Source organism: Peptostreptococcus porci (assembly GCF_009695815.1).
GTDB classification, from domain to species: domain Bacteria; phylum Bacillota; class Clostridia; order Peptostreptococcales; family Peptostreptococcaceae; genus Peptostreptococcus; species Peptostreptococcus porci.
In genome coordinates this window covers 179,790-194,545 of sequence record NZ_VUNE01000001.1, presented here as the reverse complement: position 1 = coordinate 194,545, position 14,756 = coordinate 179,790, and the positions used below count along the sequence as shown (strand labels likewise).

12 protein-coding genes are annotated in these 14,756 nt (G+C 32.1%); 1 reads left to right on the top strand and 11 read right to left on the bottom strand.

Annotated features, from left to right (window positions below; genetic code table 11):
• Positions 1-87: 87 nt before the first annotated feature.
• The 3 genes from FYJ71_RS00810 to pepF form a co-directional block, all read right to left on the bottom strand.
• Positions 88-1,395: an L-cysteine desulfidase family protein gene (locus FYJ71_RS00810; protein WP_277087145.1), complete on the bottom strand. Its 1,308-nt coding sequence runs from the start codon at positions 1,393-1,395 to the stop codon at positions 88-90.
• Between the two features lie 27 nt (positions 1,396-1,422).
• Positions 1,423-1,578, bottom strand: a complete 156-nt coding sequence (locus tag FYJ71_RS09865; RefSeq protein WP_177187350.1) for a hypothetical protein — start codon at positions 1,576-1,578, stop codon at positions 1,423-1,425.
• Between the two features lie 155 nt (positions 1,579-1,733).
• A complete protein-coding gene (gene pepF, locus FYJ71_RS00805) occupies positions 1,734-3,521 on the bottom strand; it encodes an oligoendopeptidase F (protein ID WP_154536955.1) in 1,788 nt (595 codons plus the stop codon).
• A gap of 248 nt (positions 3,522-3,769) precedes the next feature.
• Between pepF and FYJ71_RS00800 the strand changes: the two genes are divergently transcribed.
• The gene (locus FYJ71_RS00800; protein WP_154536954.1) at positions 3,770-4,306 is read left to right on the top strand and encodes a Gx transporter family protein; all 537 of its coding nucleotides are present in this window, start codon (positions 3,770-3,772) and stop codon (positions 4,304-4,306) included.
• Positions 4,307-4,402: 96 nt separating this feature from the next.
• Here FYJ71_RS00800 and FYJ71_RS00795 read toward each other — a convergent pair whose 3' ends face one another.
• The 8 genes from FYJ71_RS00795 to FYJ71_RS00760 form a co-directional block, all read right to left on the bottom strand.
• On the bottom strand, positions 4,403-6,406 hold the full coding sequence (locus FYJ71_RS00795) for a cell wall-binding repeat-containing protein (RefSeq protein ID WP_154536953.1): 2,004 nt from the start codon (positions 6,404-6,406) through the stop codon (positions 4,403-4,405).
• Between the two features lie 244 nt (positions 6,407-6,650).
• The gene (locus FYJ71_RS00790; protein WP_154536952.1) at positions 6,651-7,727 is read right to left on the bottom strand and encodes a S1C family serine protease; all 1,077 of its coding nucleotides are present in this window, start codon (positions 7,725-7,727) and stop codon (positions 6,651-6,653) included.
• A 78-nt stretch (positions 7,728-7,805) separates the two neighbouring features.
• Complete coding sequence (locus tag FYJ71_RS00785) at positions 7,806-9,155, bottom strand: glucose-6-phosphate isomerase (RefSeq protein WP_154536951.1); 1,350 nt, start codon at positions 9,153-9,155, stop codon at positions 7,806-7,808.
• Between the two features lie 161 nt (positions 9,156-9,316).
• Positions 9,317-10,915 (bottom strand): NAD(P)/FAD-dependent oxidoreductase, encoded by a 1,599-nt coding sequence (locus tag FYJ71_RS00780; RefSeq protein ID WP_154536950.1) that lies wholly within the window; start codon positions 10,913-10,915, stop codon positions 9,317-9,319.
• A 110-nt stretch (positions 10,916-11,025) separates the two neighbouring features.
• Positions 11,026-11,397, bottom strand: coding sequence for a hypothetical protein (locus FYJ71_RS00775; RefSeq protein ID WP_154536949.1), 372 nt, complete (start codon positions 11,395-11,397; stop codon positions 11,026-11,028).
• An 11-nt stretch (positions 11,398-11,408) separates the two neighbouring features.
• Positions 11,409-12,482, bottom strand: a complete 1,074-nt coding sequence (locus FYJ71_RS00770) for an SEC-C domain-containing protein (RefSeq protein ID WP_154536948.1) — start codon at positions 12,480-12,482, stop codon at positions 11,409-11,411.
• A 198-nt stretch (positions 12,483-12,680) separates the two neighbouring features.
• Complete coding sequence (locus tag FYJ71_RS00765; RefSeq protein ID WP_154536947.1) at positions 12,681-13,142, bottom strand: hypothetical protein; 462 nt, start codon at positions 13,140-13,142, stop codon at positions 12,681-12,683.
• 47 nt (positions 13,143-13,189) lie between these two features.
• Entirely contained in the window at positions 13,190-14,695 is a 1,506-nt protein-coding gene (locus tag FYJ71_RS00760; RefSeq protein ID WP_154536946.1) for a hypothetical protein, read from the bottom strand.
• Between the last annotated feature and the right edge of the window lie 61 nt (positions 14,696-14,756).

Genomic DNA, 14,756 nt, shown 5'->3' with positions numbered 1-14,756 from the left:
AAAGTATCCTAGCATTCATTTTTTTCAGAATGTAGGATACTTTTTCTATATAACTGACCCTAAAGTCAATCCGTATATTTTGTTATTTTATTTTACCTTATTCATTTCATTCATAACATCGAGAATTGTCTCGTCTGTCGCACTCATTCCAAGATCGCTTACTCTTCCCAAATTCCTAATAGTCTCATCAACGTTTAGTCCGACTATTCCATTTATTGACTGAGCATAGTTACCTTGTTTCGCCAACAAAGCATTTCTAACAGCTGCAGAGGCTGCCGTAGATAACTTCAACGCGCAACCAGGCTTTGCACCATCACAAATCATACCACTTAAATCAGCAATAGCATTCTTTATTGCTCCACCTATTTGCTCGATATTTTCGTCCATCAGCCATGCAATACCGGCTGTTGCTCCAGTTGCAGCAGCTACACCACAGCCACACATAGCAGAAAGACGCCCAGTAAAGTTTTTGATATAGGCTGTAGTCAAATGTGAAAGAGCCAACGCTCTACAAAGCCTTTCATCGCTCTGAGGGAATTTTTGATTATATGCTACAATCGGCAAAATAGCTGTTAAACCATGATTACCGCTTCCGTTTGAACTCATTACAGGCATATCTAGTCCAGCCATTCTGGCATCAGATGCACCAGCTGTCAACATCATTGAATTATTGATTATATCATCGCCAAGAATTCCATCTTCTATTGACTGCTTGATTCCATATCCAACTCCGATACCTATCTTGTGATCCAAGCCAGCTTCTGCCATCTCCAAATTCATTTTCACTCCATCATACAAGAATTTTATATCCTCATAATCTAAAGATTCAATATTTTTCACTATTTCTTCCAAAGTGGCATCGTCCATAACTGATGCCTTTTTAGGTGCAGCCGCTATTGAATGTGCACCATCTTCAATATTGTTTAAAAGTATATCTTCATTTTTTTGCAAGAATACAAAATTATCATGCTTTGTTCTAATTATTACCTTGGCATAATTATTTTTCCCCCAAAATTCGACCAAAATATACACTTTCTCTTTGGTATCTGCTGGTTCAATGCTCAACTTACCTTGATCCATCAGAGCCTCTGACTTCTTTATATCGTCTGATGAAGTTCCCTCTAGTACGCTAAGTCCATTTTCTGACTTTCCAGCCACTATACCTATTGCTGAGGCTATCTTAAGCCCAAGTCGCTCAGTCCCTGGTATTCCAACACACATTCCATTTTTGTAAATGCTCGGACTGACCAACATTCTGTTTTTTTCGACTTCCTCGCCCAACAGCTCTTTACATTTTGCACACGCAAGTGCCAATGCCACTGGTTCAGTACAACCAACTGCTGGTTTTACCTCATCCTTCAGCATTTGTACAAACTCATTTCTCAAATCTCTCACAACAATACCTCCACAAATTTCTTTATTCTAAAATCTATTAAATTTAGAATCGAAGCCGCTTGCCTTTATATTATCCCTTATTTCCTTCAACACCAAAAGTATTTTATTTAGTGTCAAGTGTATTGATATTAGAATAATAAATAGCATCACAACGGCTATCAATTTAAAATTAATCAAATCCATAAAATCACCAACCTGTCTCATGAATCACAACTTAATTACTCTTATTAAGAGTTTTTTATTAATTACTTCTGTATTAATTACTTCGGCGTTAATTACTTCTATATTAATCGTTTTTGTATTAATCATTTTTTACTTCTTTATTGACTAATACTTTACTAATCTCTTACCAATTTTTCTAACTCATCAACTAATTCTGAGAAAATATCCAGAGAACTATCTACAGCCTCTTTCTTCTCCATATCCACACCGGCTTTTCTCAACTGATCAAGCGGATATTCCGAACCACCACTTTTCAAAAACTCAATATATCTTTCAACTGACTCCCCGCCTTCAAGAATCTTATTGCTTAGTACGGAAGCTGCGGAAAATCCTGTCGCATATTTGTATACATAGAAATTAGAATAGAAATGTGGTATTCTAGCCCATTCAATTCCAACTAATTCATCAACTACGCATGAATTTCCATAGTATAACTGATTTAGCTCATAATATACCTTCGTAAAATCATCAGCTGTCATAGGGTTTCCTTCCTCGACCTTTTCATGGACAATTTTTTCAAACTCTGCAAATAGAGTCTGTCTAAAAACAGTTGTTCTGTACTGCTCCAGATAATAATTTAATAAGTATATCTTTTCATCTACGTCCTTCGATTTTTCCAATAAGTATTTTATCAAAAGTGTTTCATTGACAGTAGATGCAACCTCTGCTACAAAAATCTTGTATCCAGAATATATGTATGGCTGAGTTTCTCTTGATAAATAACTATGTATAGAATGACCTAGCTCATGAATCAGAGTAAAAAGCGAATTCAAATCATCCTTATAACTCATCAAGATATATGGATGCGAATCATAGCTTCCCCATGAGTAAGCCCCTCCTCTTTTACCCTCATTTTCATATACATCTATCCATCTCTCAGAAAAGGCTCTTTTTATCAGACTAATATAATACTCACCCATCGGTTTTAACGCTTCCAAAATAATGCTTTGGGCTTCCTTATAAGAAATTTCCATCTTGAAATCTCTTGCCATTGGTAAATACAAGTCATACATATGCATTTCATCCAAACCAAAATATTCTTTTCTCAATTTGTTGTATCTATCAAGTACCGGTATACTATCATGAATGGAGGCAATCAAATTATTATACACCTCTACACTAATATTGTCCGAATAAAGAGATGCAAAAATTGCCGATGGAAATTTTCTAACGCTTGAATTAAATACCTCTGCCTTTATTCCACCAAACAATGTAGAAGCAAATGTATTTGAGTATTTTTTATATGTGCTAAATTCTGCTTCAAAAGCATCCTTTCTAACTCTTCTATCCTTACTTTTAATGAATGTAGAATAATTGAAATGTGTCAATCTCACCTTTTTATCTTCTTCATCCATTATCTCTGGGAATTCCATATCTGCATATGTCAGCATTTCATATGTATTCTCTGGAGTAGAAGTCAGCTCAGAAACAGCAGCCATAATCTGTTCTTCTTTTTCGCTCAACGTATAAGGCTTATCTCTCAAAATCTCATCAATCATTTTTTTATAATGAGATATTTTTTCATCTTTTAGGAACTCATTTAGCAATTCTTCATCCATTGATATTATCTCTGGAACAATATAGGCAGTTGCCTTTCCAAGCTCCGTCGACATCATCTCACTCTTTGTTGAAATTGCCTGATTTTCATTTATTCTTGTATCTTCATGGTGTCTCATATGAGTGTATACATAGTAATGAGATAATACTCTAGAGGTGTCATCCATCAATTTCAAAACCTCATAAAATACCTCTTTTGATTCAGAAAGTCTACCCTTATACGATTCAAATATATCAAAGGATCCTTCAATAAAATCTATATCTTTCTTAATCTGTTCACTATCTTTGTACATATCATCTAAATTCCATTTATATTCTAACTGTATATCTTCCCTATTTTTTGACATAGCTTCCTCCATTTCAATCAAATATTTTTTTCTCTTATAACTTTTCTTATAACTATACTTGCTCTTTAAAAAATTAATTTTTTCACCATATATACTATTATAATACCTAATGTGCAGTATAGTAAACCAGGTTTTGATTATTTTATTAATAATTGTTTTAAACTTATTCATATATATGCATTTATTCATACTATGTTTATGAAATTTATGATATAATAATTATTATCAGTTAAAAGAAGGGATTTAATATGAAAAAAACAAATTCAAATAGTTCAAATACCAGAAAATTAATACTGCTTGGGCTGATGACTTCGTATAGCTTGGCTCTTTACTTGATAGAAACTCAAATACCAAACCCATTGTTGTTCTGGTTCCCAGGAGCAAAATTGGGACTTAGCAATATTATTACACTTTTGTGCCTTTTAAGCTTTGGGGAAAGAGATACGTTTAAAATATTAACTGTAAGAATAATTATTTCTTCAATTTTTGCAGGACCTGCCTCCACATTTTTATTCAGTGTGGCTGGAGGTTATCTAAGCTTTATAGGAATGGCAATTGCAATTAGAATCAAAGGACTATCTACAATTGGAATAAGTATTGTTGGTGCAATATTACATAATATCGGTCAGTTGATTATGGCGAGCTTTATAATAGAAAGTATATCGATAATGGGATATCTTCCATTGATGCTTGGAGCATCGTTGGCAACTGGTGTTTTTATCGGTATTGTAGTTAAGTTTTCAGAGCCACTTTTAAAAAAACAAATCTTAAAAATTGGATACTAGATCTACAATCTAAAAAAATTATCCACCGAAAGCTTTATTCTTCTGCTTTCAGTGGATATTTTTTAGCTTAATAAACTGTTTACATTAATTTTTTATCTAATGCACAAAGATATTGCCTTTATTATTTTCGGACTGCATAATTTTAGATAAATCTTTTAGTATCATTATTGGCTTTTTGTACTTAACACTTAGGTTCGACAAAACAATACCATCGATTATTCTACTGTCAGCCTTATATATAAATTGCTTAGAATTTGGGTAAAGATACTCTACTATCTTCTTTGATGTATCGTATCTATCAACACCAGCGATATTTTTAACCTTTATTTCCTTTTGCTTCAACTGATTGTACACCTTACTATCAATTGTTTTATATCCACCGATTGACAGTATGTTTGAAGCTTTATTAAATAGCTCGAAATTGCTATTAGGTATTCTATTCTTTTCAGTAAGTACAACTGGTATTTTATTTTCACAAGCATATGGAGAAATTGATGGTATATCATTGAAATTTTCGCCACTTGCTAAAATAAATTTATTGTCCTTATTTATCAACTTGGCAATTTTATTTGATGTATCGTACCTGTCTATACCGGAATAATCAAATAGCTTATATCCTTTAGATTTCAACTCATCTCTAGCCTTACTAGATATCACATTTTCACCAGATGTAATATATACGTTCTTAACGTGAAGTCTATCCAGTTCAGAAAGAACCTCCGCATCAATATTGTCTTTACTTGATAGAAATATAGGTGCATTCAAATAGCCTGCCAACGAAGCTGAGCATAAAGAATCAGGTACACTATCTTTGCCTACCAATATAGCATTCTCACTCCTAGCATGAGTATATTGAGAAGTTTTTATGGAATTGACAACAGAGCTATTTTCCGGAAACACTGGGCAAAGAGTATCAAAGACCTGAACATCAACATTTTCAGAAGAGTTCAAAATATTCATTACTTCAGCGTATACATTCGTTTTTGTCCTATAGGTATTAAAAGAATGCATATTTTTCAAGCTAGAAATTGAGAACAAATAGTATCCATCTACATATGGCTTATTAAGGATTCCAATTTGATAATTATCAGTTTCAATAATAAATGAATAGGTTTTTATTCTATCTTTACTAGTATAATAGCTATCCTTCAAAGAATCGATTTTTTCTCCCACTTTTTTCTGAACAGCTTTATCGTTTAGTATATATTTTGCTCCAAAAAAATCTCCGTATATAAATTTATTTGTTTGGTCAAATTCATTCAAAATATTGATATCTAATTTTTCTTTAGCAATGTCTCTATGCACTATTTTATTTTCATATGGACTAACAACAACAGTAATTCCATTTTCAAAGTCCACAATATATCCCAAGTTTACATTGCCATTATCATCTTTGTATACACCCAATACAGAATTTCTTATATTATTCGTTTGAGAGTAATTAATTGCAGTTTTTCTAGCCTCTTCTAAAGATATCGTTGGCTCTTTATATTCTACCGGATTAGATATCTTCATAAAACTCACAATATTTTCATTTTGTGTATCATATACAATAGTATAATTATCAAATCTGTTTGTCAAATCTCCAAGAATAGCTTTTTCAAATCTATATAGTGTGTTGCCATTAAAATAGTTATCGTCTTTTTCTTTCAAAACATATCCTTTGTTTTTAATTTTATGGGAAAGAATATCTATACTACTCTGTGAATATAAACTACTGTTTCTTATATCAGATTTTGGAACTTTATAGAAAAATGTATCTGCCTCAATTAACTCTCCATCTTTTGAAAATGAAATATAAGAATCGCCATTATATAGGACTTTGTAATATTCACTCACTCCACTATGATTATTCTTATCAGTTATTTTATATACTTTTTCTTCATAATTAGTATTTTTTATATTTAACAGTAACAATAAAGAATTGGCTTTTTTAAGAATATCAGATTTATTTGCTCCTTCTAATTCCATTGCAATTTCGCTATCATTGAAAAATGTTTTTTCTTTTTCGTTTAATGTTGATGCATAGGACTTCGAGTTAAACAAAATAATTGAACCAACAACAAAAATAAATAATACTACCTTAAAAATTTTTTTCATAAAAATCCCCTACCTTTCTAAATTAACATTATTATTTTTGTAAAATATGTAGCGAAATAAACCAATTAACTCTTGAAATTTTTTAGACTTAATTAAGTTTTTAAAAAACCTTTTCCTATATATGATATAACTATCGTTAAATATACTATATTTAATAATAATTATATCATAAACATCAAAAAAAAAAACAAAAAAGCAGGATGAAAATCTCTAAAATTTATCATCCCACTTTTATCAAATCTTTTTAAAACTCTATATTCAAGGTCTTTTCTTTTCCGTTACGTATTATTGTAATTGTGTCTTTTGAACCTTTAGAGTAAGAATATAGCTTTTTACTTATATCTCCTCTATTTTTTATCTCTTTATCACCTATTTTCACAATTATATCTCCGGCTTCAATCCCTGCCTTTTTGGCAATTGAACCGCTAACAGTTTCTTTCACTATTACACCAGATTCAACGCCCAAATCTTTTCCTGTATAACTCTTGTATGTTGCAATATCTATAACTGTTACACCAAGAAGAGGCTTTTCATAGTTGTTATCTTCAATTACTCTCTGTAATATATTTTTCGCAGTATTAATCGGAATGGAAAAACCTAGATTATCTGCATTTGCCTTCACAGTATTGATACCAATAACCTGACCCTGTTGATTTAGAAGAGGACCACCACTGTTACCAGGATTAATACTTGCATCTGTCTGAATTAATCCAGACATATTAGAGCTAGATGTTGAAACATCCCTGTTTAATCCACTGACAATCCCCTGTGTAACAGATGACATCAACTCTGTTCCAAGCGGATTTCCTATCGCAATAGCAATGTCGCCAACCTTTACGCTATCGCTATCTCCCAATTCTGCAACTGTCAAACCAGAAGTATTAACTTTTACAATAGCCAAATCCAAGCTAGTGTCATTCCAGATCACATTGCCATTTACTGTTTTATTTTTATCGATAACGACTTTTACACTCTTTGCTTGTCCATCTGATACTACATGTGAATTTGTAAGAATGTATCCTCTTTTATCAACGACAAACCCCGTTCCACTTCCCTGAACTACTTGAGAGCTACTGAAAATACTCTCTTGATTTACCGTTTCAGAAACAATCCCAACAACAGATGGCGATGCCTTTTCAGCAACAGCTTGATATACATTTTGAGCTTTTGTGCTTCCAGTTTCAACAACCTTTATACTACTAGTCGAACTGCTCGAATTATCAGCAGAATAATTATTCAAATATTTTAAAGCGAATACTCCACCACAAATTGATGAAAAAAATGCAACAAGCACTACCATAATTAATGACTTAAACTTCATTATCACACTTCCTTTCAATTTTTATATGAGTAGAGTATAAAATACTTATCTTAAAATATACTTAAAGGAAATTATTTTTTATTTCAGTCTCAATTCAAGAGCCTTTTTTTCTTCTTCATAACCTGGCTTTCCAAGTAGTGCAAACATATTTTTCTTGTATGCTTCAACTCCTGGCTGGTTAAATGGATTAACACCTAGTAGGCAACCACTAAGTCCACAGGCTTTCTCAAAGAAAAATACCAGCTGACCAAAATTGTATTCATCAAGCCTTTCAACATTTAGCACCAAGTTAGGAACCTGACCATCAGTGTGTGCCAATAAAGTACCTTCAAAAGCTTTATGGTTCACATAATCAACAGTTTTTCCTGCCAGATAATTCAATCCGTCAAGATCCTCGTTATCCAATTTTATTTCAAGATCTCTTCTTGGTTTTTCAACGTTGATTATTGTTTCAAACAAGAATCTTCTTCCATCCTGTATATATTGTCCCATTGAGTGAAGATCTGTCGAAAAGCTAACTGAAGCTGGAAAAATACCTCTATTATCCTTGCCTTCACTTTCACCAAATAATTGTTTCCACCATTCAGCGAAATATTGTAGCTGTGGCTCATAGTTTACTAGCAATTCAGTTTCTTTCCCTTTTCTTTGAAGAACTGTTCTTGCAACGGCATACTGATAAGCAATATTTTTGCTCAAATCATCAGTTGAAAATTCATCCATCGCATCCTGAGCACCTTTCATTATTTGATCAATATCAAATCCAGCAGCAGCTATAGGAAGAAGTCCGACTGCTGTCAAAACAGAAAATCTACCACCTACATCGTCAGGAATTACGAATGTTTCATAACCTTCTGCTTCTGCAAGAGTTCTCAAAGCCCCTCTTTTTGCATCAGTCGTCGCATAAATTCTCTTTGATGCTCCCTCTTTTCCATATCTCTTTTCCAAATCTTCCTTGAATATTCTAAATGCCAAAGCCGGTTCCGTTGTAGTACCTGATTTTGAAATGACATTTACAGAATAATCTCTATCCTTAACCAAGTCAAGCAAATCCAATATATATGAAGAGCTAATACTATTCCCTGCAAAATAAATTTCTGGTGCGTTTCTATCTTCCTTAGATAGGCTATTTTTAAACGCATTACCAAACATTTCTATTGCGGCTTTTGCACCCAAATATGAACCACCTATCCCTATTACTATTAAGACCTCTGAATCTGATTTGATCTTATCAGCTGCCTTTTTGATTCGATTAAATTCTTCCTTGTCGTAGCTCTTTGGAAGCTCCATCCAACCAAGATAATCATTTCCCAACACCTTTTTGTCGTGCAGTAATTTGTGAGCAACACTTACAAAAGGTTTCATTGCTTCAATTTCTCTTTTTTCAATAAAAAGCTCTGCCTTTGTTAAATCCAGTTTCAAACTACCCATATCTCTTCTCCTTTTCCAAATAATTTCATAAATTAATCACTTCTCTATTCAGTTTTTTATTATACCATATATTCAAGACTGAATGTCAAAAACTCTATATTATTTTACATTAACGTACTTATTTTACACTAACCCATACTTATTTTTGAATAACTAAAAACTTATTCCAAACTACTATATTTTTGGATTATTTTCTCTGCACACTTTATCCCGTCGACCGCTGCTGTCACAATTCCACCCGCATAGCCAGCGCCTTCTCCACATGGAAACAAATTTTCTACATTAATCGATTGTAGGGTATCAAGATTTCTCTTTATTCTGACGGGTGCCGAAGATCTAGTTTCCACACCTGTTAAAACTGCATCTCTCATTCCAAATCCTATTAATTTTTTATCCAGTAGTTGAATCGCCTCTCTCATCGCATCAACCACAAAATCCGGCAAACATAGAGATAAATCAGTCATAGTAACACCTGGCTTGTAAGATGGTTTTACCGTTCCAATTTTTTCAGATTTTACACCATCTACAAAATCGCCAACCAATTGACATGGTGCATTATAATTTCTTCCACCAACTTCAAATGCCAACCTCTCGTATTTTTCTTGAAATTCAACTCCAGCCAACGGATGCTCTGATCCAAAATCTGATGTCTCAATGTTGACAAGTAATCCACTGTTCGCATTCTCTTTATCTCTCGCATGCTCGCTCATTCCATTTGTAACCAACATGCCTTCACAGCTAGCCGATGCAATTACAGTCCCACCTGGACACATACAAAACGAATATACACTTCTTCCATTTTCAGTATGAGCCGTTAATTTGTAATCCGCAGCACCAAGCTTTTTATGATTTGAAAAAATTCCATATTGAACTTTATTTATCATATTTTGAGGGTGTTCTATTCTCGCTCCCATTGCAAATGGCTTTTGCTCCATGAAAACCCCATTTTGATTTAATGTTCTGTATGTATCCCTAGCACTGTGACCAATTGCAAGGATTATACTATCACTTTCGATTCTTTCAGAATTGTTGACCTCAATAGAAACCACCCTTCCGTTTACAATTTCTATTCCAGTCATGCAGGCTCCAAACCTTACATCTCCTCCACATCTTATGATCTCTTCCCTTAGACTTTTAATAACATTCTTCAGTATGTCTGTTCCAATATGCGGCTTGTGAGAATAGATTATCTCTTCCGGTGCACCAAAATTCACAAATTCTCTCAGCACTTTTTCCGATCTAATGTCTTTTAATCTTGTTGTCAATTTGCCATCTGAAAATGTTCCTGCACCGCCCTCACCAAATTGAACATTGGAATTTGATTTTAACACAGCATTGTTCCAAAAGTTTTCTATATCATTGGCTCGTGTGTCAACATCTTCTCCTCTTTCAATCAATATAGGCTTATAGCCTCTTTGTGCCAATAGCAATGCCGCAAATAATCCTGCTGGACCTGCTCCAACGACCAATGGCCTATTTTTCAATATCTCATTTCCCGCACTTACATCCTCATATTTGTTTGTAGATATGAAAACAATATCTGTTTTTTTTGATTTCAGGTATTTTTTTTCATTTTTCAACCTCACATCGACTGTATACACCAAAGTAATTTTATCTTTTTTTCGTGCATCAATTGATTCTTTGTAAATACTGTACTCTATTATTTCGTTGTCATTTATATTTAACTTTTTACATACCTTTTTTCTAACGAGAGATAAATCCTCATCTATATCAATCTTTATATTTGAAATTCTTAACATAACGCCTCACATTCCACATAATATATTATAGAAAAAAGCACCATCGTTCATTTTCCAGATTTAGAACGTGGTGCTATCCTGTCTTAATTCAAAACTATGGCTGACCAAAGCTAGTTTGTAATCAAGCCTCTAATAACTTTCATATTATTAAAAATTCTCTCGATAAAGTTTTCTGCTACTTCATTATCAAGTAATTTAATTTCAACATTTTCACTGTTATCTATACTTTTTTGAACGCAATAATCTTTTGCAATATTCATAATTCCTTCCTTGTCATTTTCAGAAAGTGAATATTCTTTGTAATCAACTATTATATACTGTTTAACCTCTTGAACACCGTCCTTATTGTATCCAATTTCAATATGGTAGATAACCGCAAATAGGTTTTCTAGTATTTCATCACCTCTGTATACAGGTACAGCAGGATTAGACCTGATATAATTTGTAGATACTGGTATACTTGCTCCAACTTTTAAACTCATATTTCACCTCGTTAACTTTCAGAAACCATTCCAGAAATTTCTTTGCTTCTCTTTGATAATGTGCTAACACTAACGCCAAACAGCTTTGCCACAGAGCTTTGTGTTACATTTTCTCCCAATGATTTGCTTGAATAGTAAACAATACCTGCTGCCCATCCGCTTTCGTATCCGTTAACTTTTATCTTTTCTGAAACCTCACTCAGTATTTCCAACGATTTGTTAAGCACAGCAAGGTCCTCAACAGCATCTTCTATCAGTGACTTTATTTCATTTTCAATACTTTCCTTATCATCTTCTCCCTCTATTTCATTTAGAGAATCCTCTAATTCTGAATCCTTGTAGTCACTTATCTGCAATAACTGTAGCATATATTTGTAGAAGAATAATGTATTTATCGATACAAAATACTCCATACTAGGCAATTTGTCTTTATTTTCGTTATATGCGTCAATGAATGTATTCTTTATCATATCGACCATATCTGACTGTATTCTAATCGTTAAATCTATTAGCACATATACATCATCAATTCTTACCGGTCTTCCCAAAATATGATCGCCAATTGAGAAACCGTCCAAAATTTTAGAATCCAGTGTACAATATTCTTTTTCAGTAAACACATCCTTTATCACAACTACAGTCTTGTCGATCTTTGAAATCTCAAAAAGACTTGGATATGAATTTATACAATTTTCAATAACACTCTTTTCTTGCTTTGAAAATTTTTCAGTATTTATAACATAAGATGCTGGAGTAATATTATTAGCGTTAATATAGCAATCGTATGAAAAATATGAAGAAAAGAATCTGTTTGCAGCTATATTTTTTATAACCATATTGTCAAAGAAAGTGGCTCTGATTTCTTCTTCCATCTTTGAAAAAGCCTCTTCCTTGTCTATCAATTTTTCAAGAGATTCACCTAGCTTCAAAACAGCATTCGAATACTTTTTATCTACCATATTCTTCTTTGCCAATAACTGCTCAAATTCTCTTTCATTTTTTATTTTTATGGCATCCGTATCCATACAACATTTCTTATATTTTTTACCACTTCCACAGTGACACTTATCATTTCTTTTTAACATGTTCAAAGTTGCTCCCTATTTATTTTTACATTATTTTATTCTAAATGGTATTATTACTAATTATCAATAAGACTATATTGTTAAACATAATCACACTACATTATAACAAATTTGCGACTTATTGTCTATCACTAACTTGTTTAAACTGAACACATTTCGGTTGGAAATGTTATTAGCACTATGTTGGGCTGGTGTATTTCATCTAATGTAGAGCTCGACCTCAAACTCAGAATTAGCATACTTTTTTTGTTCATCTATTGCCCCCTTTTCTTCATAGATGACCTTTTTTACAAAGAAATTATATTCCATATTCGCCAGAGAACTAATAAATTTACCGAAGCCATCTTCGCTCGCAATAAATTTTACCGTAAATAATTGACCATAATTATCCTTATTAGACCTTATTTCTTTTATATTAATACTTTTTCCAATCTTTGAAATAACCTTTACATCGTCAATCGTACTAATTTTTCTCTCATTAATCCCATCAAATATATTATCCTCAATCTGTGTTTCGACTTTATTTCCTCTTTCCAACTCAGAAATATTTTTTTTCAGTCTATCATTATCTTTTTCCAACGGATAGATGACAAAAAATTTGACAAGAATAATCGTAATAACTATTAACACTACCATTGACATGTTTTTTTTACTGTTCATGCCACCACCCTTATTATCCTGCGTATTTTTAAAATTATTGAATAATTTTACTCTATCTCTATTTCAATGTTCATTATTTTTTTTACTACTCTAATTTTTTCCGTTTCATTGGATAGCTCGTCGTCTTTTTTATTATCCTCATTTGTACTTATTATATTACCATCATCAGGATTTTGAATTTTTTCGACAGTATTTTCCTCTATTGCTTCATCAATATTTATTGAAGTTATTTTCACATTTTTCATAATATCAGAATCAAAAAACGATTGAAATTTATCAGGATCATCTATGCAAAAGGTGATGACTATCTTTGAGTTATACTCGCTCTTTATACTCAAAACTCTCCCGTTTAAATAATTGATAAAAGATATAATTTTTCCAACATCTACGCCATATATATTCTCATATCCTTTAATCTTCTTATTTGAGCTTTTATGAAGTTTCATTGTATTGTCATTTTTTGTCAAAATCAACTCTGATAATTTTATATTTTCTCTATATGCTAGTGAGAATTCTATAAATAGTAATATAAGTATAATAATTGATATGTTAATAAACACCTTATAATATATATTTTCCCTACGTTTCACCCTTTTCAGAATATTTATAGGCATTAGATTATAATTCTCATACCTTGATAATAAACTTGCTTTAACAGAATCAGTGTTACATATTGAACCCGTGTTATACATTGAATCAGTGTTACACATTGAATCCATATCATTAATTAAATCCATATCATCAATTGAAGCTGTATTTCCAACAATTGTATCGACTACTATATCCTCGCTATTCTTTAGCATTACCTTATGCTCAATTCTTTCTATGATATCGTGCCAAGCATCTCCAATCGTTCCAAAAATAATTATTCTATCCTGATCATTTATATAATTAATGATTCCATCCGAATAATTTTCAGCATCTATAACCATTGTATTTTCAACGACGCCTTCGATAATCGAATAAATTATTGAATCCGTATTTCTAATTTCCAAAATAGTCACTTCATCTTTAAACCTAGACAAATCATTCCAACATTTGCAACAACTTGTTATATATTGAATGACCTGAAAATTTAAATAAACCTCCTTACAGTAAATCTTTCCGTATTTTTCAATATATTTGATTATCTCACTGGTGTTTTTATCAAAACTGAACATACCATATTTTACATATCCGTTTTCTGTTTTTTTAATTTTGTAACTTACCAATGAACTAACCAAATCTTCACTCGCATTGGCTTCAATTTCGTTTCTGCCAACTCTCCTTATTTCCCTCTGTTTTGCAAATTTTGGAAATTCGATTGTTTTGTATGATGAATTTATATTTGATTCTACAATAGCTATGTGTTTGATTTTTATTTTATTTTTATCTTCAAATTTTTTTATATTGTCGACTATAGAAAGGGAAATATTCTTCGAGTAGCTCTCATCTCTAGTATCATAATAAAAGGGAAAGAATTCTTTTTTTCTATCGATTACATCTTTTCTTAACGTTATATAACAAATCTCGTAACCCTTCGACTCGATTGTCAAAAAAATTTTTGTTTTCATGAATTCTTCCCCTTTTCAATCAAATATCAAATCTAAAAATCAAATCAGTAGATAAATCTAT